Genomic DNA, 22,930 nt, shown 5'->3' on the forward strand with positions numbered 1-22,930 from the left:
CTGGAAAGCCCTGGCCTGCGCTTCGCGCCACCCTCCCCACAAGGAGAGGGACCGGGCGTCCGCCTATTCGCTTACTCCCAATGATCCGGGATCTGACGAACGGCACCCCTGGCAGCGCTGGTCGCCATGGCGCCATAGGCCCGCAGCGCGGTGGTGATCTTGCGCTTGCGCTTTTCTTCCGGCTTCCAGGCCGCCGCACCCTTGGCTTCCATGTGAGTACGGCGGTCAGCGATCACAGCATCATCGACAGCAAGGTGAATCTTGCGGTTGGGTATGTCGATATCGATGATATCGCCCTCATGGACAAGCGCGATCAACCCGCCTTCGGCTGCTTCCGGCGAAACGTGACCGATAGAAAGGCCTGACGATCCGCCCGAAAAGCGTCCGTCCGTGATCAGCGCGCAGGCCTTACCCAAGCCTTTCGATTTCAGATAGCTGGTGGGATAGAGCATTTCCTGCATGCCCGGTCCGCCGCGCGGACCCTCATATCGGATCAGCACGATATCGCCGGGTTTGACGCCGCCATTCAGGATGCCGAGCACTGCACTGTCCTGGCTTTCGAATATGCGGGCCGGGCCAGAAAATTTCAGGATAGACTCGTCCACACCCGCTGTTTTGACGATACAGCCATCTTCCGCGAGATTGCCATAAAGGACAGCGAGCCCGCCATCCTTGGAATAGGCGTGTTCGGCGTTACGGATGACGCCCTTTTCACGGTCGAGATCGACATCGGCGAACCGCCGCTCCTGGCTGAAGGCAACCTGCGTCGGCACACCGCCCGGCGCCGCCATGAAGAAATCATGCACGGATTTGTTCTTGCTGCGAACGACGTCCCAGCGATCGAGCGCTGCACCCAGATTGGCCGCATGTACCGAATAAACCGATGTATCAAGCAGCCCGGCGCGGTCGAGTTCACCGAGAATGCCCATGACACCGCCGGCGTGATGGACGTCTTCCATGTGAACATTGGCAACCGCGGGCGCCACCTTGCATAGAACCGGAACGCGGCGGGACAGGCGGTCGATATCCGCCATGGTGAAATCGACTTCGCCTTCGTGCGCGGCTGCAAGCAGATGCAGCACCGTATTGGTTGACCCGCCCATCGCTATATCCAGCGTCATGGCGTTTTCGAATGCGGCGAACGACGCGATGGAGCGCGGCAGTGCCGTCTCGTCGTCCTGTTCATAGTAGCGGCGCGCAAGATCCACGACGAGGTGACCGGCCTCGACGAAGAGACGGCGTCGATCCGCATGAGTTGCCAGCGTCGAGCCATTGCCCGGCAATGACAGGCCAAGCGCCTCGGTCAGGCAGTTCATCGAGTTCGCCGTGAACATGCCGGAGCAGGAACCGCAGGTGGGGCAGGCGGAGCGCTCGATTGCCTTGACTTCCTCATCGGAGATGCGGTCATCGGCAGCAGCCACCATGGCGTCGACCAGATCGAGCTTCTTTTCCTTGTCGTCCCAGACGACCTTGCCGGCTTCCATCGGTCCGCCGGAAACGAACACGACCGGAATGTTCAGCCGCAGCGCTGCCATCAGCATTCCGGGGGTGATCTTGTCGCAATTGGAGATGCAGACCATCGCGTCGGCGCAATGGGCATTGACCATATATTCGACGCTATCGGCGATGATCTCGCGGCTTGGGAGCGAATAGAGCATTCCATCATGGCCCATGGCGATACCGTCATCGACCGCGATTGTATTGAATTCCTTGGCAACGCCCCCCGCACTTTCGATTTCGCGCGCGACAAGCTGGCCGAGATCCTTCAGGTGAACATGGCCCGGCACGAATTGCGTGAAAGAGTTGACGACCGCAATAATCGGCTTGCCGAAGTCCTCGTCCTTCATGCCGGTTGCGCGCCAGAGCCCGCGGGCCCCCGCCATATTGCGGCCATGGGTGGTTGTGCGTGAACGATAGGGCGGCATTTGCGTAAATCCTGATGATAAATTGCTGAGGAAGTATCTTTATAGAAAAACCACTTCCATGGCAAAAGAATGGAGGTTTGTTGCCCTCCCGGGCCGTTTTATTTCCAATGATTACATAGGCAAGGTCGTTGGCGAATAAAACGAGGCTTAATGTCCCGGTTCAGAACGCTGTAAAGGTCATCGTCGTCAACGATCGGGCGATGCCGGTAATGTCGAGCACATTGTCGTTGATGAATTTGCCGATATCCTGATCCTCGGGAATGTAGATCTTCATCAGCAGGTCGTAGTCGCCGCTGGTCGAATAAAGTTCCGAGACGATTTCGCGTTCGAAAAGCGCAGCAGCCACCTCGTAGGTTTTGCCGGGAAAGCATTGCAGCTGCAGGAAGACGGGTTTCATAAAATTTCACTCCGGAGATCAAGTCTGTTCTCCATAGCCTAATTTGCTTGCGCGCGCAGCGCAATTGCGCGTGAATCACGCGGCACATTACAATGTCCTAACAAAACGTGATGTCTCTCATTCCCCATACGGGGCGCTTTTGTGGCCGTACTGCCACAACCTGGTGCTTGCAAAACCCGCATTGGACCATTGCGGGTTGGCCTGCCTATCCCCCCATGTTATCGTTTTCTTAAGCTCGGGAGGCGAATTTTATCGATCGCAGGTAAGGTTTCTCCGTATCCGCGGCGTTAGTGTGTGTCTGAGTTGGGGGTTTTACTGGTTGATGGACTTTCGAGCGGTTTACAGCCAGATTGAATCGTTCTGCCGGAGCAAATCCTGGACAAGGCCGAAGGATTCGGCAAGGCCGATGCCTTTCCATAGGACGACGCCGGAACCCTATGGATTCGTCCAGAATTCACCCGGACTTATCGGTTTCCGGCTGGCGGGCAGGCAGTTCGTCAGCCAGCGTCGTCCGCGTGGATTGTCTCGCCATCCGAGAAATAGAACTGATCCAATATGGCTGTAAACCGCTCTAAGCGCCCACAGGTCAGTTTGTTTGGTGCAACCCTTTTGGCTTGCACGGCGCTCATTTCGCCCGCCCATGCATTCGATCTTTTCGGCATTCATCTTTGGGGCGAAAAGAAGGATGCCGACGCTGATGCGGTGATCGCTGACCCGCACAAATACACCGTCGAGATTGCTTCGGGCGAAGATAAAGACACCAAAAAGCTGGTCGAAGGGGCTTCCAGCCTCATCGCAGACGAGGACAAGCCTGCTTCGGGAGCTGCTGGGTTGCTGGCCAAGGCGCGGGGCGATTATCGACGCATTCTTGGCGCGCTTTATGCGGAGGGCCGCTATGGCGGGACGATCAGCATCAAGGTCGATGGGCGGGAAGCCAGCGATATTCCTCCTGACGCTAATCTGGCCAACCCGGCACCCGTGGTAATTTCCGTTGATCCGGGGCCGCAGTTCCTGTTCGCGACCGCCCGTATCGAGAACATGGCCCCGCCCACACTCGACCGGAAGGACATGGTCGACCGGCCGGAAAAGCAGGGATTTGCGCCCGGCGAGATCGCAAGGTCAACGGCGATCGTCAAGGCGGAAAGGCTTGCCGTCGATGCGTGGCGCGAGCAGGGCCACCCGAAAGCGAAGATCGTATCGCGCAATGTCCTTGCGAACCACGACAACAACAAGGTCGACGCAACGATCGACGTCGATCCTGATCGCCGCGCCGCCTTTGGTCCCGTCAGGGTGACGGGCACCGAACGCATGGATCCCGAGTTCGTCGCCTTCATCACTGGTCTACAACCTGGCGTCGAGTACGATCCGGACGAAATCGAGCGGGCAAAAAAGCGCCTGTCGCGCCTCGAAGTCTTCCGTTCGGCCCGCATCGAAGAAGCGGATGCGATAACTGATAACGGTTTGTTGCCGATCACGGTCGCCGTGCAGGAACAGAAGCTGCGGCGCTTCGGCCTCGGCGGATCATACTCGACGCTGGACGGTGCGGGTCTGGATGCCTATTGGCTTCACCGCAACCTTTTCGGACGTGCCGAGCGTCTGCGGTTCGATGCCAAGATCGGCGGCATTGGCGCGCAATCCTATAGTCCCGAGGATTATAATTACACCCTTGGCGTGACCTTCACTAAACCCGGTGTCTACACGCCCGATACAGATTTCTTTTCGTCCCTGATCGGCAGACGGGAGGTACTGGATGCCTATACTCAGACCTCGATCACTGCCGAAGCGGGTTTCACCCAGATTTTCTCTGATGAACTGACCGGCAAGATAAGTGCAATTGTCTCCAAGTCCCGCTTTGACGATGATTTCTTTGGCAAACGCGATTTCTTGACCGCCGGTCTCCTCGGCGGTCTCACCTATGACAGCCGGGACAGCAAGGTCGATCCGTCACGGGGCTATTTCCTTGAGGGACTGGTTTCGCCCTTCTACGAATTCGAGTACGGCAATTTCGCCACCAAATTCACTGCCGAAGGCCGCACCTATTACAGTTTCGATGCCGACAACCGTTTTATTCTTGCCGGACGCCTGAAGCTTGGTTCCATCATTGGCGCCGAGGTTTCTGAACTGCCGCCGGACCAGCTGTTCTTTGCCGGCGGTGGCGGTTCGATCCGTGGCTATGCCTATCGCAACGTCGGCGTCAACGTGACCCGCGATGGCGAAACATTTGTCATTGGCGGCCGCTCGTTGGTCGAAAGCTCGGTTGAAGCGCGCATCCGCATGACAAATACGATCGGCATCGTTGGCTTTGTCGATGCCGGTTATGTTGGCGAAGAGTCGTTTCCAGATTTCGCCGATCAGATGCGGCTCGGCGTCGGTGCTGGTCTGCGCTATAATACCGGCCTCGGTCCGATACGGCTCGATTTCGCGGTGCCGCTTGATCGAACGAACGACGATCCCGATTTTGCTTTCTACGTTGGCATAGGACAGGCGTTTTGACCCGGATTATCGCAGCTCTCTTTCTCCTGCTCTTTATGAGCCCGATCCTCGCGCAGGATGCCCTGGCGCAGGCCCAGGACTCTGCAAGTGCGGAGGCTGAAAAATCCTATTTTCTGAGCTTCGTGCAGAACCAGCTGTCCACACCAAACCGGCAGATCGTCATTTCCGGTATTCAGGGCGTTCTCTCCTCCGAAGCCAGCATAGGCAGCATCACGGTCGCCGACCGCGAGGGCGTTTGGCTGAGGATCACCAATGCCAGGATAGTCTGGAGCCGGCTTGCCTTGCTGCGCGGCCGCCTGGATATCAATACGCTCGCCGCCGATCGTATCGATATCCTGCGCAAGCCGTTGCCAGACGAGAGCCTGCCTTCTCCGGAGGCCAAGGGTTTCAGCCTGCCGGAACTGCCGCTGGCGGTGATTCTGCAGCAGCTGAATATAGGGCGGATCGCTTTTGGCGATGGTGTTTTTGGCTTGAAGTCCGAAATTTCCCTGGCTGGCAATCTGACGCTGGAAAATGGGTCACTGGATTCGAACTTGCAGGTGCAACGCCTTGATGGACCGGGCGGCGAATTCCGGATCAAGGCTGCTTATGCCAATCAAAGTCAGCAGCTTGATCTCGATTTGACCTTGAATGAGCCGGAAAACGGCATCGTTGCCAACCTCCTCAACATCGAAGGCAGACCGCCGGTTGCTCTCGCATTGAAAGGCTCGGGCCCGCTCAGCGATCTCCTGTTGCAACTGACCCTCGATGCGGCAGGCAAGCGGGTGCTTACCGGCGATGCGAAACTCGACCGCCAGAGCGATGGGCTCGGTTTCAAGACCAATCTCAACGGTGAAATCGCCGCTCTGATCCCGCCGATGTTTCGGGATTTCTTCGGCAATGAAACGACGCTTATCGTCAACGGCGTGATGCGTGACGCCGGCGGCGTGGGTCTGGACCGCTTGAACATCAAGAGCAACGCGCTGCTGCTCGACGCGAATGGCGAAACGACGAATGACGGCTTTCTCAAACGCTTGAAGGTCGACGCAACGGTCGCCGATCCGACCGGCAAGAAGGTCATTTTGCCGGTCAAGGGGGGGCAAACGACGGTCGACAAGGCCGTGCTGGCTGTAGGTTTTGGGACGAGCACCAACAATGACTGGTCGAGCACCGTCGAAGTGACCAACTTCAGCACGGACAGCTTTGCCTCGAAATCCATCAATCTCGTCGCTAAAGGTCTCGCGGAGAACATCGACAATCCCACGGCGCGCTCGCTCACCTATGATGTGAATGGTGAAGTCGCCGGTATCACGGCCACGCGCGCCGATGTCGCCGAAGCCTTGGGCGAATTGATCCAGCTCAAGATCAACGGCGATTGGAAAGCCGGAACGCCGGTCAATCTGAAGCAGGCGCTGATTGCAGCGAACGGATTCAGCACGGCTCTGGCCGGGACCATCGACAAGTTTGCCTACAGGGGCGACATTTTCGTCAAGGCTTCAAGCCTCGCGCCGTTTTCGGCGCTGGCAGGGCGCGATCTCGCCGGGGCGATCGATTTGAAGGCCAATGGCCTTGTCGAGGCGCTTACCGGTGGCTTCGACCTCATGCTCGATGGTCATGCTACTGGCATGAAGCTTGGTATAGAGGCGGCAGACAAGGTGCTGGCGGGTGAAACGCGGATCACTGGCGGTGTGGCGCGGGGCGAAGCCGGGCTGAGCGCGAAGAATTTCCGGGTTGAAAATCCGCAAACCCTGATAACTGCCAACGGAACTTTCGCGACAGGTGCCGCAAACTTCGATTTCGGCCTCGACCTCACAGACCTCGCGCTGCTTTCCGAGAAAGCCGGTGGCGCACTCAAGGTCAAAGGCAGCGCACGCGGTCAGGACAATATCATCGCCCTCGCTTTTAGTGCCGGGGTCCCTGAAGGAACGCTATCCGGTCGCAAGCTGACACAGGGCGAGCTGACCTTCAACGGCACGCTCTACAAGGACATCGTCGATGGCAAGGTCTCGGGGCTTGCCTTCCTTGATGGCATCCGCGCCGACCTCTCGACGGAAATTGCGCTGCGTCAGGACGAAAAACGGCTGACCAATATCTCCTTTATCGCAGGCGGAACGCGGCTGCGCGGCGATGTTACACAGTCGAAACAAGGCCTCTACAACGGCAATCTGACGCTTGCCTCCAGCGATGTCTCGACGGCTGCGGCGCTTTTCCTGGTGGAGGCGACTGGCAAGGCCGATGCCACCATTGCCCTCTCGCATGACGACGAGAAACAGAACGTCGATATCAAAGGCCAGATCGACAATCTCAAGGCCAACGATATCGTTGTCGGCAAGGCAGCGATCGCATTGGCCGCGCAGGACATTTTCAAGGTTCCTTCCGCGGACGGCACCGTGACTGCATCAGATGTCTCGGCCTCGGGCATTGTGGTCAACAACCTTGACGCTCAGGCAACGCAGGATGGTAAAACGACCAATTTCAAGTTGAACGCCGGTCTGAACAATGGAGCACGGACGTCACTTCAGGGCGCCTTGCAGCCAACGGACAAGGGCTATCTGCTGTCGCTGGCCAATGCCGAACTTACCCGCGGCGCGCTCGCTGCGCGGCTGGTGCAGCCCGCCGCCATCAATGTTGCCGGTAGCAATATATCCTTTGGCAATATCGTGCTCGACGTCGGGCAGGGCAGGGTTACAGTCGGCGGCGAAGTGGCGGAAACGCTCAATCTTGCCGTCGCGATCCAGAGATTGCCGCTCGATATCGCCAATACCATCAAGCCTGACCTTGGACTTGGCGGTGAGATAAATGGTACCGCCAAGGTCGGGGGTACCAGGCAAAGACCCGACGTGAATTTCGACGTGCAGGCCCGCGGGGTCACTGCGGCAGCGCTCAGAAAAGCCGGGCTCGATGCGCTCAATCTTGATGCCAAGGGAACTTCGACCACAGACCAACTCAATGTCGATGCGCATCTGACCGGGTCAGGTGGGCTGGATGCTTCGGCAAGAGGCTCGGTACCTCTGGCACAGGGACAGCTCGGCGTCGATTTCGATTTGAGAAGCTTCCCGTTGACGGCGTTGAATGGCGTTGTCAAAAACCAGAATCTGGCAGGCGTTATTTCGGGCAGGGGCCGCGTCACCGGTACGTTGCAAAGACCCAATGCCGAGTTTGACCTGAAAGGCGCCGGACTTTCGGCCAGGCCTCTGCAGGAGGCCGGGCTGAGCCCGTTGCAGCTTGCGGCAGCCGGCCGTTTTGCCAACAACACGCTGACGCTTTCTTCGGCCAAGGTCGATGGCCCGCAAGGGTTTACAGTTTCGGCAAGCGGCAATGTTCCGGTGTCCGGGTCTGGACTTGGTATCAATGTCACGGGCAATATTCCTTTGTCGCTGGCCAACCGTTTCCTGGCGGATCGCGGCACGCAGGCCCGAGGGAACATCGACCTGACGGCATCCGTATCTGGCAGCTTCGCGCAGCCCCAGATCAGAGGCATGTTCTCCGCCAATGGTGCCGAGCTCGTCGATCCAGAGTCCAACCTCCGCCTTCAGCGCATCGCCCTGCTGGGCAGCATGGAGGGAACGACGGTTACCATCCGTACCTTCAACGCCAGCCTGTCGACCGGCGGCACCATCAGCGCAACCGGGACGATTTCGACCGATGCGGCCGCCAACTTTCCGGCCAATATCGACATCAAACTGGACAAGGCGCGCTATGTGGATGGCACTCTGGTTGCGGCAACCGTTACCGGCGCGCTCGCCATCAAGGGTCCTCTCACGCGCGATCCAGTTATCTCCGGCAATATCAATATCGACCGGGCGGAAATTACCGTGCCCGAAAGCTTTGGCGGCTCGTCTGCCGTTATCGATGTCAAGCACAAGGATCCGTCAAAGGCGGTTAAGCAGACGTTGAAACGCGCCCGGGCCGACCAGCCACAGGTGGCAACGCCAACCGCACGTCCAAGCGTCGTGCGGCTCGATATTAACGTCACAGCGCCCAACAGGATTTTCATTCGGGGTCGCGGTCTCGACGCGGAAATCGGCGGTTCCGTCCGGCTTACCGGGCCGGCAACCAATATCCAGCCGGTTGGCGCGTTCGACCTCATTCGTGGCCGCCTTGGAATTCTTGGCCAGCGCATTACTTTCACCGAAGGCCAGGTCACTCTGGTTGGCGACCTTGATCCGGACATCAACTTCGTTGCCAGCACACAAGGCTCCGATATCACCGTGAATGTCATGGTAAGGGGCCGCGTTTCTGACTTGCAGATCACATTCTCGTCGCAGCCCGAACTGCCGCAGGACGAGGTCATGGCCCGCCTGATCTTCAACCGCTCGATCAGCGAACTGTCCGCCTTCCAGGTAGCGCGTCTCGCCGCGGCGGCAGCAGAACTCGCCGGTGGTTCGAATTCATCCTTGTTGGACAGTCTCCGCAAGAGCACCGGGCTGGATGACCTCGATGTGGTTACTGACAGCCAAGGCAATGCCGGGGTGCGTGCCGGCCGCTATATCCGCGACAATGTCTATCTCGGCGTTGAGGCAGGAGCTGCAGGGTCAACCAAGGGCACCATCAACCTCGATATAACGCCGAACCTCAAAGCAAAGGGAGCAGTGGGTGCCAATGGAGATTCAGGCGCTGGATTGTTCTTTGAAAAGGACTATTGAGGCGGAGCTACCCTCCCCATGGGGAGGGTACAACACCGTACTGTTCTGGAGTGCCTGACCCTGGTTAGCCCTGCACTACTTCCTGGCGCTGTTCGCCAAGTCCCTCGATGCCAAGCGTGATGACATCGCCTTCCTTGAGGAACACATTGGGCTTCTGTCCGAGGCCGACGCCGGGAGGTGTACCTGTCGAGATGATATCACCGGGATGCAGGCTCATGAATTGCGACAGGTATGACACGAGATACTTGACGCCATAGACCATCGTTGCCGATGTACCGTTCTGGTAGCGATGGCCATTGACATCGAGCCACATCTTCAGGTTCTGCGGATCTTCGATCTCGTCCTTTGTTACCAGCCATGGGCCGGTCGGACCGAACGTGTCAGCGCTTTTACCCTTGGTCCATTGGCCCTGGCGTTCAGCCTGGAAAGCGCGCTCCGATACGTCGTTGATCAGGCAATAGCCGGCAACATGGTCCATCGCTTCATCTTCGCTGACATATTTTGCGTGCTTGCCGATGACTACGCCGAGTTCGACTTCCCAATCGGTCTTGAGTGAACCGCGCGGGATTTCAACGTTGTCATTCGGACCAACAATGGCCGAGGTCGCCTTCATGAAGATGATAGGCTCTGGGGGCACCGTTGCCCCCGTTTCAGCAGCATGGTCGGAGTAATTGAGGCCGATGCAGATAAATTTCCCGGTGCCGGCGACGCAGGCACCATACCTGTCTACGTTGACGACCGGCAAGGTCGCCGGATCGATGGCAGCAAGCTTCTTCAAGCCGTCGGGTGAAATCGCATCGCCTGCGATGTCTTTGACGTGGGCGGACAGATCACGCACCTTGCCGTCCTTGTCGACAAGGCCGGGCTTTTCCTGACCAACAGGACCATAGCGCAAGAGTTTCATGGGATAACCTTTTCTTGATTGGAGAGACTAATAGGTGGCACGGCCACCGGAAATATCGAAGACGGCACCGGTCGTGAACGAGCATTCCTCACTGGCGATCCATGTGATCAACGATGCCAGCTCTTCCACCTTGCCGAAGCGCTGCATGGGAATTTTCGAGAGCATATAGTCGATGAATTCTGGCTTAAGCTGCTCGAGGATGGGTGTATCGACCGTGGCAGGGGTAATCGCATTGACAGTGATGCCATCGCCGACAAGCTCCTTGCCGAGTGATTTTGTCAGGCCGATGACCGCCGCTTTGGATGCGCTATAGGCGGAGGCGTTGGGGTTGCCTTCCTTGCCTGCGATGGAAGCGACATTGACGATCCGGCCGTAACCGTTCTTCTGCATGATGGGCACGACAAAGCGGTTGCACAAGAAAAGCCCATGGATGTTGATGTCGAAAACGCGCTTCCACTGATCGATGGGATAATCGGCAACTTTAGCGTTCGGGCCGGTGATTCCGGCAGAACATATCAGAATGTCGATCTTGCCGTGTTTCTCGGCTGTTTCCTTTGCAGCCTTCTCCACTTGATCCGGATCCGAGACGTCAAGCACTACACCGTGCGTTGCCGACGATCCAAGTGCCTCACGCGCCTCATCGATCTTGGCGGCATCGACATCCCAGAGCGAAACCGTACCGCCTTCCGACACGATGCGCTCAGCGGTTTTGAGGCCGATGCCGGAAGCGCCACCGGTAATGACCGCGTGCCGCCCCTCATAGCGCCTGATCGAATTCGCCATATTTTCTGCTCTCCGGCTCAGTGATTATCGCGGGGCAGACCCTTGGTCTGGGCGACGCGCTGATACTTCACGGCTGGCTTCAGCACCATGCCCTCGTCGAGCTGGCCGACCATACCGCGCTGGATTTCCTGCCACGGGGTCTGGCTTGCCGGATATTTGTAACCGCCCGCCGCGATCAGATCGTCCTTCCGTTTCTGCAACTCCTCGTCGTCTATCAGAATATTGGCCGTGCCCTTGTTGAGATCGATCCGCAGATGATCGCCGGAGCGTACCAGAGCCAATCCACCATTCACCGCCGCTTCCGGCGAAGCGTTGAGGATCGAAGGCGAGCCTGAAGTTCCGGACTGACGTCCGTCACCGAGGCAGGGCAGTGCGTGAACCCCCTTCTTCAGAAGGTAAGCCGGAGGTTGCATATTCACCACCTCCGCTGCGCCCGGATAACCGATAGGCCCGGTACCACGCATGATCAGAATGCTGTTCTCGTTAAGGGCAAGCTTCGGATCGTCGATGCGATGATGATAATCCTCTGGTCCATCGAATACTTCGGCAATGCCTTCGAACGCTTCCGGATCGTCCGGGTTGGACAAATAGCGCTCACGGAACTCTTCGGAAATCACGCTGGTCTTCATGATGGCGCTATCGAAGAGGTTGCCCTTCAAGTTGATAAACCCGGCCTTCTTCTTCAGCGGCGCGTCGTAGGTCTTGATGACGTCCGTGTTGAGATTTTCGGCATTTTCGCAGTTTGTGCCGATGCTCTGGCCATTGACGGTCAGTGCGCCTGGATGTGGCAGCTTGCGGGCTTTCATCAACTCCGCAACGACGGCGGGAACCCCGCCGGCACGGTGGTAGTCTTCGCCGAGATATTCGCCTGCCGGCTGCAGGTTGACCAGCAGCGGCACATCATGCCCGATAGCCTGCCAGTCGTCATTGTCGAGGGGAATGTCGAGGTGGCGGGCGATGGCGTTCAGATGGATCGGCGCATTTGTCGAGCCTCCGATGGCCGAATTGATAACGATTGCGTTTTCGAATGCCGCGCGGGTCATGATATCCGACGGCTTCAAATCTTCCCAAACCATATCCACGATGCGCTTGCCGGTATCATAGGCAATCTGGCCGCGTTCACGATAAGGCGCCGGGATCGCAGCGCCGCCAGGCAATTCCATGCCAAGCGCTTCGGCGAGTGAATTCATCGTGGTCGCGGTGCCCATCGTGTTGCAATAGCCGACGGACGGAGCCGACGACGCGACGATGTCCATGAACTGGTCATAGTTGATTTCGCCCGAGGTAAGCTTCTCGCGTGACTTCCAGACGATGGTGCCGGAGCCAGTGCGTTCGCCGCGATGCCAGCCGTTCAGCATCGGTCCTACGGAAAGAGCTATCGCAGGGATATTGACGGTCGCCGCGCCCATCAGCATGGCCGGTGTTGTCTTGTCGCAGCCGATAGTCAGAACGACACCATCAAGCGGATAGCCGAACAGCACTTCAACAAGGCCAAGATAGGCAAGGTTGCGGTCGAGCGCGGCGCCCGGGCGTTTGCCGGTCTCCTGGATCGGATGCACCGGAAACTCGAAAGGAATTCCGCCAGCCGCAATGATGCCGTCACGCACACGTTTGGCCAGCTCGATATGATGGCGGTTGCACGGCGATAGGTCGGAGCCGGTCTGCGCGATGCCGATGATCGGCTTGCCCGATTGCAGCTCGGCGCGGGTCAAGCCGTAGTTCAGGTAGCGCTCCAGATAGAGCGCCGTCATCCCCGGATTGTCAGGATTGTCAAACCACTCCTGCGAGCGAAGTTTTTTCGGGGTGTGGGAAGTCGTCATTGCAAGGAGCTCCTGGGTGTCCGCTATTCCTTGACCGCGCCGGTCATGGAAGAAACATAATAGTCGACAAAGAATGAGTAGAGAATGACGACCGGCAGCGACCCGAAAAGTGCACCTGCCATCAGTGAGCCCCACTCGAAAACATCACCTCGCACCAGTTCCGTCAGGACGCCAACCGGGACAGTCTTGTTTTCCGAGGATTGGATGAAGGTCAGTGCATAGATGAACTCATTCCACGACAAAGTGAAGGCAAAAATACCGGCCGAGATCAATCCCGGTACCGCCAGCGGCAATATGACCTTGATGAGTATCTGCCAACGCGACGCGCCATCCACCAGTGCGCTTTCCTCGAGCTCGAACGGGATCGAACGGAAATAGCCCATCAGCAGCCAGGTGCAGAAGGGTATAAGGAAGGTCGGGTATGTGAAGATCAGCGCGAGTTTGGTGTCATAGATGCCAAACTTGAATACGATGACTGCGAGTGGAATAAACAGGATGGACGGCGGCACCAGATAGGCGAGAAAGATGAGCAGGCCGACGGGGCGCGACCCCGAGAACCGCACTCGCTCTATGGCATAGGCGGCAAAAACAGAGGCCACCAGAGACAGCGCCGTGGCGCACACCGCAACGACCAGTGTGTTCCATAGCCAGCCTGGGTAGGATGTCTCGAACAGCAGGTATTTGATGTGGTCGAGCGTCGGCTTCACGACCCAGAACGGACTGAAATTGTTATAGTCCGTCAACTGCGAATTCGGCTTCACCGCTGTGATCGCCATCCAGTAGAATGGAAATATCAGCACGAAGACGAAGATCGCGAGCGGGAGGTACAGGACGACTATGCGCCGCGGCAGGCGATTGAGATAGCTCATGCCTTGCGCGTCGTCGGTGAGAACATGCGGATTGGTCTGTTCGGTAATGCTCATGTGCGTTTCCTCCTCAATCCTGTCCGCCTTGCTGCCATTTTCGGCGCTGCAGGCCGAAGAATGAAAACAGGATCGATGCAAGCAGGAACGGGATCATGGCAACGGCAATCGCGGCACCTTCGCCAAGTTGACCGCCGGGTATGCCACGCTGGAACGAGAGTGTTGCCATCAGGTGGGTCGCGTTGACCGGCCCACCCTTGGTCAGGACGTAGATAAGCTGGAAGTCGGTGAAGGTGAACAGCACCGAGAACGTCATCACCACCGCAATGATCGGCGTCAGCATGGGCAGCGTGATGAAGCGGAAACGCTGCCATCCGGTCGCCCCATCGAGCGAGGCTGCCTCATGCAGCGATTGCGGGATGGTCTGAAGCCCGGCGAGCAGCGAAATCGCGACGAAGGGGATACCGCGCCAGACATTGGCCGCGATCACCGAAGCGCGTGCGTTGTTGGGATCGCCAAGAAAATTGATCGGGCTATGGATCCAGCCGAGTTTCATCAATGACCAGGAAATGATCGAGAACTGCGCATCATAGATCCACCAGAATGCCAGGGCCGAAAGGACAGTCGGAACCACCCATGGCAAAAGGATAATGGCACGGAAGAACGACTTGAACGGCAGATGTTCGTTGAGAATCAATGCCAGCCAGAGGCCGAAACCGAATTTGAGGATCGACGCGATGAGCGTGTAGAAAATCGTATTGGACACCGCTGTCCAGAAGACCGAATCGCGGGCGAGCGCCTGATAGTTTTCGAGCCCGATGAAAATACCGTCCCTGCCGATCGTCGCATCCGTGAAACCGAGCCAGACGCCAAGGCCGAGCGGATAGGTCAAGAAGCACAGGAGAAAGACGGCGGCCGGCAGCATGAAAAACAAGCCCACGGCAGTATTGCTCCGGGCAATATTTCCGAAGGCCAAGGGCTGCTTCGCAGTTGTCGTCATTGTCATCGGATATCTCCGGTTGCCAAACTAGCTTGATGAGTTGGCTTCCGCTGCCTTTCGGGACAGCGGAAGCCGGTCTTGTTGCCTAAACCTTGTAATAGCGGTTCGCCCGCTTCTCCGCTTGGGCGATGGCGTCTTCTGGCGTCATCTGGCCGGTAACGGCGGTCGCGTACATATCGACCAGGACATAGTCGGCCATGGTTCCCGCCGAGGCTGCACCGAGCGGACCGGCATAGCCGTTCGGCCGCAGGGTTTCGGAAGCCTTGGCATAGGCAGCATGGATCGGATTGGCTTTCCACACCGGATTGGCGGCGAACTCCTTCAATGGCTGGCAGCAATAGGCGCTGGCACCCTCGATCCAGGCGTTCATGTTGTCGGCCTGATACATGAACTGCAGATAGGCTTTCGCGGCCTCCGGGTATTTGGTGTGCTTGAAGATCGAAATAGTCGATGTCTGGTGCAGCTCGACCGATTGACCGACCGGCCCGATTGGCAGATTGGTCGAACGCATGTCGTCGGCGATCGCCTTCATTGCCGGATCCTTCAGGGCGGCGTAGTAAACCGACACGCCATTGGCCGTCAGTGACACCTGACCGGCAAGGAATGCGCGGTTGTTGTTGACGTCCTGCCAGCTTTCCGTACCCGGAATGAAGGTCTTGTAGAGCTCCTGCGCATATTTGACGGATGCCAGGGTTTCGGGGCTGTTGATCACCACCGTGCCGCTTTCATCGACCATCTTGCCGCCATGGCTCCAGAGCAGCCAATGGGCATAGTTGTTGCCGTCGCCGACCGCCTTGCCATGCGGGAAGCCCGCTGGCGTCCCCTTTGCCTGCATGGCCTTGCAAAGTTCGAGGAAACCAGCCGTATCTTTCGGGAATTCGCTGAAACCTGCCGCCTTCATGTGGCTGTCGCGATAGACGACCGCGTTGCCTATGGCGCAAAGCGGCAGCGCGATGAACTTGCCGTCGCGCTTGGCATAGCCTTCGAGGCCTGGATACCAGCCGCCATGTGCTCCGCCGAGATATTCGCCAAGTTCGGTCACATCGACGAGCTTGTCCGGATATTGCTGCGGATCATCGAACCAGCTCATGACCATGTCCGGGCCCGAGCCGACATTGGCCGCAACGGCAGCCTTCGGGCGAACGTCTTCCCAGCTCTCCTTGTCGATGCGCACCTGAACGCCGGTGGCGTCGGTGAACTTCTTGGTGTTGGCGAGCCACGCGGCTTCTTCGGCCGGGACAAACGGCACCCAGCGCAGGAGGCGGAGGGTGGCGCCCTCTTCCGGTTTATAGGCGGGCGCCGATTGCGCGAAGGCCGGCGTGAGACCGAACCGGTTCAGTCCGGCTGCGGCCACGAGCCCGGCAGATGCGCCGAGTAGATGTCTTCTGTTGATGGTCATTGATGCTCCTCCATTTAACGACCGGATAAACTAGAAAGGCTTGTTCGAAATGCTCCCGCATTCCGGGCCTGTGCGGGGAATCGTATCCGGCATCTGCACCCCGACTGGCAGATACCGGCGAGCTTCAGGCCAAACGCTTGCCCGTCTCCGCATCGAACAGATAGGTTGCCTCCGCGTGGATCGACAGGCCGACGGTTTCGCCGGGTTTCGCACTGATGCGCTGATGGAAAACACCGGTGATAAGATCACCGCCGACGCGCATGATCATCTGGGTTTCCGACCCGGTTGGCTCGATGACCACCACTTCGGCCGGGATACCGCCATTTGCAATTGTCATGTGCTCGGGACGTAGACCATAGATCAGCGTGCGGCCCTTGGCGCTTTCCGGTGCCTTCACCACAGGCAGGACGACGCCCTTTTCCGTCGTAAATTTCTGCCCGTCGTTCGGATCGAGCCTGCCCTTGATCATATTCATCGCCGGTGAACCTATGAAGCTTGCCACGAAAAGATTGGCAGGCTGGTCATAAAGCTCGAGCGGTGCGCCAATCTGTTCAACCAGCCCGTCATGCATCACCACGATCTTGTCGGCCATGGTCATGGCTTCGATCTGATCATGCGTGACGTAGACAGTGGTTGTTTTCAGGCGCTGGTGCAATTCCTTGATTTCCGCGCGCATGGCGACGCGCAGCTTGGCATCGAGGTTGGACAGCGGCTCATCGAACAGGAAGACCTGCGGATCGCGCACGATGGCGCGGCCCATGGCAACGCGCTGGCGCTGACCGCCGGAGAGCTGGCGTGGAAAGCGGTCAAGCAGCGGCGAGAGCCCGAGGATCTCTGCTGCGGGCTTCACGCGCTTGTCGACCTCCGACTTTGGCGCACCCTTGAGCTTCAGCGAGAAGGCCATATTGTCGGCGACCGTCATGTGCGGATACAGCGCGTAGTTCTGAAACACCATGGCAATATCGCGCTCTTTCGGCGCGAGGTTGTTGACAACCTTTCCGCCGATCTTGATCTCGCCCGCAGAGATGTTCTCAAGCCCTGCCAGCATGCGCAGCAATGTGGACTTGCCGCAGCCGGAAGGCCCGACGAGAATGACGAATTCGCCGTCGGCGATCTCGATGTCGACACCCTTGATAACCGGGTGTGTCCCGAATGATTTTCGTACATTGGCGAATTCAACCGATGCCATGCCTTCTCCTCCAAAATTTCTGTGAGACAACGTTTTTCAATCGCTGTCGAAATATTATCAGCCGCGTCCGACGAGCGGCATCTTCGTTGCCATGATCGTCATCGTCAGTACATTGGCCTCCAACGGCAAGCTTGCCATATGCACCACCGCATCGCCGATATAATGCGCCGGTATTGTTGGCTCGCTGGCGGTCTCGCCATTGGCTTGTAACACGCCGGTTGCCATCTTCGATGTCATCTCGGTTGTGGCATTGCCGATATCGATCTGACCGCAGGCGATGTCGAATGGTCTGCCGTCCAGCGCTGTCGACTTGGTCAGGCCGGTCACGGCATGTTTCGTTGCCGTATAGGGTGCGGAGTTCGGCCGCGGTGTTTGGGACGAAATCGAACCATTGTTGATGATGCGACCACCGCGTGGTGTTTGCGCCTTCATCAATTTCATCGCCTGCTGCGTGCACAGGAAAACACCGGTGAGATTGGCGCCGACAATCGAATTCCAGTGATCGAAGGTAAGTTCTTCCATCGGGATATTCGGAACATTAACCCCTGCATTGTTGATAAGCAGGTCGAGCCGCCCGAAATCGGATTTGATTGCGTCGAACAGCTCAGCAACCGATTTCGGATCGCTGACATCGGCGGAAATGGCTTTTACGGTGCCGCCTGTTTCGGTCCCCAATGCCCTGGCGGCATCCTCCAGGACATCTCTGCGGCGTCCCGAAATCACGACCGTATAACCTGCGCCAAGCAGCGCCGTGGTAATGGCCTTGCCGACGCCGGTACCGCCGCCGGTAACCAGCGCGATCTTGCCCTTGCCTGAATCCTCTTTACTCATGCCGCAACGTTCCCGCCCAGTTCGTCTTCGATATGGGCCTTGATGATATCATCAAAGGCAGTTTCTGCCTTGAAGCCGAGCTTCGTTGCACGCGTCGTGTCGAAATCCGTCGCCCATCCGGAGACGATTTTCTGAATGGTTGCATCGGGTTCGCGGCGGATCAACTTGACCGCCTTTTCACCGGCCACACGGCGCAGCGCGGCGATTTCCTCGCCGACGAGCGCTGAAAGCCCCGGCATCGAAAGATTGCGGCGTGCACCGACCTTGTCGAGATCGAGCGTGGCGGCGTGGATGAAGAACCCGACGGCAGCGCGCGGGCTGGCAAACCAGTGGCGTACATTCTCATCGACCGGGAGTATCGCCTCCTGGCCTGCCAAGGGTTCGCGCAGGATATTGGAAAAGAAACCGGATGCTGCCTTGTTGGGCTTGCCTGGACGAATGCAGATAGTCGGCAAACGAATCCCGATCCCGTCGAAGAAACCGCGACGGCTGTAGTCAGACAGAAGCAGTTCGGAAATTGCCTTCTGCGTGCCGTAACTGGTCAGCGGGGTTGTGAAAAACTCGTCGCCGATCTTGTCCGGAAACGGCGTTCCGAACACGGCGATGGACGAGGCAAATACCACGCGGGGCTTGTAGGGGGCGTTTCGGCTTTCCAGCCGGATCGCCTCGAACAATGCGCGCGTGCCATCGAGATTGACCTTGTAGCCCTTTTCGAAGTCCGCTTCCGCTTCACCGGAGACAATGGCGGCGAGATGGAAGATCATGTCGGGACGGCTTGCGATCAGTGATTCCGCCACGCCAGGGTCAGAGAGGTCTGCCGCCTTGGTCACGGAAATGTCGGCAAGGGGTTCGGGTGCAGCGGGCTCGATGACATCGACCAGTGTCAGTCTGTCGATGTCTGCGCCGAGCGAACCGGCCTCTGCAGCGATCCTGTCGAGCAATTTGCGGCCAACCATTCCGGCTGCACCGATCACCAAAACATGCATAAGAAGAAGTCCTCCCTGCAAGCCCCTCCCGGGCTCGTCGCACTAATATATAAGAACGTGGTGCAAAGTTATGCACACTGACTAGCATTCATCAAGCGTTTTATGGTAGCGCTGTCATAAATCTTGTCAATCGCACTGGATTGGTGCCAATGCCGCGCAAACGCAACGCTCACCGAAGTCCCGATATGCCGACGCTTGCCGATGTTGCGCGGCTTGCGGGCGTCAGTGAAATCACCGCGTCACGCGTTGTCCGAGCTCAAGGCCCCATCGCCGATGCGACAAGAGCGCGTGTGCTGACGGCCATCACCGAGCTTGGTTATATTCCGAATCGTGCCGCTGGCAGCCTTGCTTCAGCGGGGTCCACGCTGATGAGCGTACTGTTGCCATCGCTTTCCAACATAGTCTTTCCAGACGTGTTGCGCGGCATTCACACGGCGCTCATGGAAACGGCGTTTCAGCCGGTAATCGGTGTCACGGACTACGATCCGCTGATCGAAGAGCGGATTCTCGTCTCCTTTCTTGCATGGCAGCCGGCAGCAGTGATTCTCGCAGGCCTGCATCACACGCCTACCGCGCGCCGGCATCTTGAGCATGGCCGCTTTCGGGTCGCCGAGTTGATGGACATCGATGGCGAGCCTGTAGACATTGCGGTTGGCATGTCGCACCGCCAGGCTGGCTATGAAACCGGAAAACATCTCGTCCGGCGCGGCTATCGCCGCTTCGGCTATGCCAGGCACAATGTAACGACCGACGATCGCGCCAGTGCCCGCTATGAGGGGCTTTGCTCGGCATTGCAGGAGGCTGGCCTGTCTCTGGTTGCCGAACATTGTTATCCCGACGCGAGTTCGACCAAAGCCGGGCGCGACGCGCTGGGGATACTCCTTGCCGCCCATCCCGCTCTGGACGTCGTGGTATTCCCGAATGACGATATGGCGATGGGCGGCATTTTTCACTGCATGCATGCGGGAATCGCCGTGAAGGAGAAGCTCGGTATATTTGGGTTCAATGGGCTCGATATCGGCCAGGCCATGCCCATGCCTCTGTCTACGATCCTCTCGAAGCGCTTCCTGATTGGAAAAACCGCCGCCGAAAAATTGCTTGAGAGCCGCGAGCGGCCCGCCGAAAAGACCATCATCAATACAGGGTTCGACATTATCGAAGGCGCAACCGCGTAGGAAATGAGCCAAGTTCGTTTACCATAGATTGACACAAGCTTTCATTTTCGTTTTCGTATAGACTGCAGAAAAACGAAAATGAAAGCGCACGCCATGTTTCTCGCTCCCAGGCACGCCGAAATTCTGGAAATGGCCAAGGAGCACGGGCGCGTTCTCGTGGACGATCTCGCCGTTCACTTCAATGTCACGCCGCAAACGATCCGCAAGGATCTCAACGACCTGTGTGACCAGCGCCTGCTCAACCGCATCCACGGCGGCGCGCTGTTTCCCTCGGGCGTCCAGAATTTGGAATATGAGGCGCGGCGTTTGATTGCTGCGAGCGAAAAGGAAGCGATTGGCCGGGCCGCGGCCGACCTTATCCCCGACAATGCCTCCTTATTTGTCAACATCGGCACCACTACGGAAGCGGTAGGTCAAGCCTTGCTCGACCGCAAGGGGCTGATGATAATCACAAATAATATCAATGTTGCCAATAAGTTGCGGATTTACCCGGACATTGAGGTGGTTATCGCAGGCGGTGTCGTGCGTGGGTCGGATGGCGGTATCGTCGGCGAAGCGGCGGTTGATTTTATCCGTCAGTTCAAGGTGGATTTCGCCGTCATCGGCACGTCCGCCATCGACAGCGACGGTGCGCTGCTTGATTTCGATTTTCGCGAGGTCAAGGTGGCGCAAGCAATCATGGCCAATGCGCGCCATGTGATCCTCGTCTCTGATTCAACCAAATTCGAGCGCACAGCACCCGTTCGCATAGGCCATCTTTCGCAAGTACACACCTTCATTACCGATCGCTGCGAGAGTGAAGCAATCCGCCAGATTTGCGTCGATGCGGACGTTCGGCTCATCGAAACTTCGATCTGACAATGCTCTTGTGCGGCGCAGCCATGCGCGGTATAGTTCCTTTTAGTTTCGTATTGGTTTCGTAATGCTTCCGTATGCCCTTCGCACTTGCGAAGAAATGGTGCGTTGCGAAATGGGGAGCGCAGGATTGTCCAATTTGGTCGACATGGTTTACGACATTTTTGTCATCGGCGGCGGCATCAATGGATGCGGCATTGCGCGCGATGCTGTCGGCCGCGGCTTTTCGGTATTCCTCGCGGAAATGAGCGACCTTGCCAGCGGCACATCCTCTGGCTCGACCAAACTCATCCATGGCGGTTTGCGCTATCTCGAATATTACGAATTCCGGTTGGTGCGCGAATCGCTGATGGAGCGCGAAGTGCTCTGGGCCAGTGCGCCGCATATCATCTGGCCGCTGCGTTTTGTTCTTCCGCACCATGCTGGCCTACGTCCAGCCTGGCTCTTGCGGCTCGGACTTTTCCTTTACGATCATATTGGCGGGCGCAAGAAGCTTCCGGCCACACGCACCCTGGACATGACGCGCGATCCGGCAGCCAAGCCGCTGAAGTCGCTCTATACCAAGGCCTTCGAATATTCCGACTGCTGGGTCAACGATGCGCGGCTGGTCGCGCTCAATGCCCGTGACGCGGCTGATCGCGGCGCGGTCATTCGCACACGTACGAAAGTTGTCAGTGCCCGCCGCGATGCGGATCACTGGACGCTGACCCTGCAGGACGGGTTGACCGGGGCGACGGAGGAAGTCCGCTCACGTCTTCTGGTCAATGCCGCCGGTCCATGGGTCGATGAAGTTCTGACTGGTGTCGTCGGCAGCAACAATGCGCACAACGTTCGTCTCGTGCAGGGCAGCCACATCGTCGTGAAGAAGAAGTTCGACGATCCCCGCGCGTATTTCTTCCAGAACACCGACGGGCGCATCATTTTCGCCATTCCCTACGAACAGGATTTCACCCTCATCGGCACCACCGACCAGGACTATCACGGCAATCCGGCTGAGGTGAAAATCAGCGATGCCGAGATCGACTATCTCTGCGCTGCCGCCAGCGAATATTTTGTCGAGCCGGTGAAGCGCGACCAGGTCGTCTGGACCTATTCGGGCGTGCGCCCGCTTTACGATGATGGTGCCTCGAAGGCGCAGGAAGCGACGCGCGATTACGTACTGAAGACCGACGCGCCCCAAGGCCTGGCGCCGCTGATCAATATATTCGGCGGAAAAATCACCACCTTCAGGCGCTTGTCCGAGCATATGCTGGAAAAGATCGAAGACCAGCTTGGCAAGCGCGGCAAGCCTTGGACGGCGGCCGGAACACTACCGGGCGGTGACTTTGCAGCAACCGCTTTTGATGCGGAGTTAAAGAAGCTCAAAGCCGATTATCCATTTCTCGACGCACGCCATGCGCATCGCCTGTTCCGGCTCTACGGTACCAAGGCACGTACACTGCTTGGCAAAGCCGCTTCTATCGCCGATCTTGGCAGACATTTCGGCTCTGACCTTTATGAAGCCGAAGTGCGTTATCAGATCGAGCATGAATGGGCGGTGACGGCTCAGGATGTTCTCTGGCGGCGGACAAAGAAGGGTTTGCATTTAAGTGGCGATGAGGCCGCTGCGCTCGACCGTTTCATGGAAAATGCGGTCGATAGACGGCGTCAGATTGCGGCGGAATAGAATTGAGTGACACGGTGCA

At 58.0% G+C, this 22,930-nt stretch carries 16 protein-coding genes; 5 read left to right on the forward strand and 11 right to left on the reverse strand.

Features of this window, described 5'->3' with window-relative positions; all coding sequences use genetic code 11:
- Window positions 1-71: 71 nt before the first annotated feature.
- Window positions 72-1,925 carry a dihydroxy-acid dehydratase gene (ilvD, locus tag J2X72_RS03820; RefSeq protein WP_310068584.1) on the reverse strand — a complete coding sequence of 618 codons (1,854 nt, stop codon included), beginning with the start codon at window positions 1,923-1,925 and terminating at the stop codon, window positions 72-74.
- Between the two features lie 160 nt (window positions 1,926-2,085).
- A complete protein-coding gene (locus J2X72_RS03825; protein WP_262294655.1) occupies window positions 2,086-2,322 on the reverse strand; it encodes an Lrp/AsnC ligand binding domain-containing protein in 237 nt (78 codons plus the stop codon).
- Window positions 2,323-2,877: 555 nt separating this feature from the next.
- Here J2X72_RS03825 and J2X72_RS03830 point away from each other — a divergent pair.
- Both J2X72_RS03830 and J2X72_RS03835 read left to right on the forward strand, forming a co-directional pair.
- Window positions 2,878-4,815 carry an autotransporter assembly complex family protein gene (locus tag J2X72_RS03830; RefSeq protein WP_310068588.1) on the forward strand — a complete coding sequence of 646 codons (1,938 nt, stop codon included), beginning with the start codon at window positions 2,878-2,880 and terminating at the stop codon, window positions 4,813-4,815.
- Between the two features lie 35 nt (window positions 4,816-4,850).
- Window positions 4,851-9,440 (forward strand): translocation/assembly module TamB domain-containing protein, encoded by a 4,590-nt coding sequence (locus J2X72_RS03835; protein WP_405044649.1) that lies wholly within the window; start codon window positions 4,851-4,853, stop codon window positions 9,438-9,440.
- 64 nt (window positions 9,441-9,504) lie between these two features.
- Here the strand turns inward: J2X72_RS03835 and J2X72_RS03840 are convergent, their stop codons facing one another.
- The 9 genes from J2X72_RS03840 to denD all read right to left on the reverse strand — a co-directional run bounded on the left by J2X72_RS03840 (window position 9,505) and on the right by denD (window position 19,215).
- Complete coding sequence (locus tag J2X72_RS03840; RefSeq protein ID WP_209998584.1) at window positions 9,505-10,344, reverse strand: fumarylacetoacetate hydrolase family protein; 840 nt, start codon at window positions 10,342-10,344, stop codon at window positions 9,505-9,507.
- Between the two features lie 27 nt (window positions 10,345-10,371).
- On the reverse strand, window positions 10,372-11,127 hold the full coding sequence (locus J2X72_RS03845; RefSeq protein WP_310068596.1) for an SDR family NAD(P)-dependent oxidoreductase: 756 nt from the start codon (window positions 11,125-11,127) through the stop codon (window positions 10,372-10,374).
- A 17-nt stretch (window positions 11,128-11,144) separates the two neighbouring features.
- Window positions 11,145-12,947, reverse strand: a complete 1,803-nt coding sequence (locus J2X72_RS03850) for an IlvD/Edd family dehydratase (RefSeq protein ID WP_310068599.1) — start codon at window positions 12,945-12,947, stop codon at window positions 11,145-11,147.
- A gap of 23 nt (window positions 12,948-12,970) precedes the next feature.
- Complete coding sequence (locus J2X72_RS03855) at window positions 12,971-13,870, reverse strand: carbohydrate ABC transporter permease (protein WP_209998581.1); 900 nt, start codon at window positions 13,868-13,870, stop codon at window positions 12,971-12,973.
- A 13-nt stretch (window positions 13,871-13,883) separates the two neighbouring features.
- Window positions 13,884-14,735, reverse strand: coding sequence for a carbohydrate ABC transporter permease (locus J2X72_RS03860; protein ID WP_405044650.1), 852 nt, complete (start codon window positions 14,733-14,735; stop codon window positions 13,884-13,886).
- A gap of 160 nt (window positions 14,736-14,895) precedes the next feature.
- Window positions 14,896-16,209, reverse strand: a complete 1,314-nt coding sequence (locus tag J2X72_RS03865) for an ABC transporter substrate-binding protein (RefSeq protein WP_209998579.1) — start codon at window positions 16,207-16,209, stop codon at window positions 14,896-14,898.
- Between the two features lie 124 nt (window positions 16,210-16,333).
- The gene (locus J2X72_RS03870; RefSeq protein WP_209998578.1) at window positions 16,334-17,398 is read right to left on the reverse strand and encodes an ABC transporter ATP-binding protein; all 1,065 of its coding nucleotides are present in this window, start codon (window positions 17,396-17,398) and stop codon (window positions 16,334-16,336) included.
- Between the two features lie 57 nt (window positions 17,399-17,455).
- On the reverse strand, window positions 17,456-18,229 hold the full coding sequence (locus tag J2X72_RS03875; protein WP_310068608.1) for an SDR family oxidoreductase: 774 nt from the start codon (window positions 18,227-18,229) through the stop codon (window positions 17,456-17,458).
- Window positions 18,226-19,215: a D-erythronate dehydrogenase gene (gene denD, locus J2X72_RS03880; RefSeq protein ID WP_310068610.1), complete on the reverse strand. Its 990-nt coding sequence runs from the start codon at window positions 19,213-19,215 to the stop codon at window positions 18,226-18,228. The genes J2X72_RS03875 and denD overlap by 4 nt, the downstream gene beginning before the upstream one ends.
- Before the next feature lie 149 nt (window positions 19,216-19,364).
- Between denD and J2X72_RS03885 the strand changes: the two genes are divergently transcribed.
- The 3 genes from J2X72_RS03885 (at window position 19,365) to glpD (ending at window position 22,911) form a co-directional block, all read left to right on the forward strand.
- Window positions 19,365-20,390, forward strand: a complete 1,026-nt coding sequence (locus J2X72_RS03885) for a LacI family DNA-binding transcriptional regulator (RefSeq protein WP_209998574.1) — start codon at window positions 19,365-19,367, stop codon at window positions 20,388-20,390.
- A gap of 93 nt (window positions 20,391-20,483) precedes the next feature.
- The gene (locus tag J2X72_RS03890; RefSeq protein ID WP_112529765.1) at window positions 20,484-21,248 is read left to right on the forward strand and encodes a DeoR/GlpR family DNA-binding transcription regulator; all 765 of its coding nucleotides are present in this window, start codon (window positions 20,484-20,486) and stop codon (window positions 21,246-21,248) included.
- A gap of 112 nt (window positions 21,249-21,360) precedes the next feature.
- Complete coding sequence (gene glpD, locus J2X72_RS03895) at window positions 21,361-22,911, forward strand: glycerol-3-phosphate dehydrogenase (protein ID WP_405044635.1); 1,551 nt, start codon at window positions 21,361-21,363, stop codon at window positions 22,909-22,911.
- Window positions 22,912-22,930: the final 19 nt, after the last annotated feature.

This window comes from Phyllobacterium sp. 1468, from assembly GCF_031455525.1.
In the GTDB taxonomy this organism is placed as follows: domain Bacteria; phylum Pseudomonadota; class Alphaproteobacteria; order Rhizobiales; family Rhizobiaceae; genus Phyllobacterium.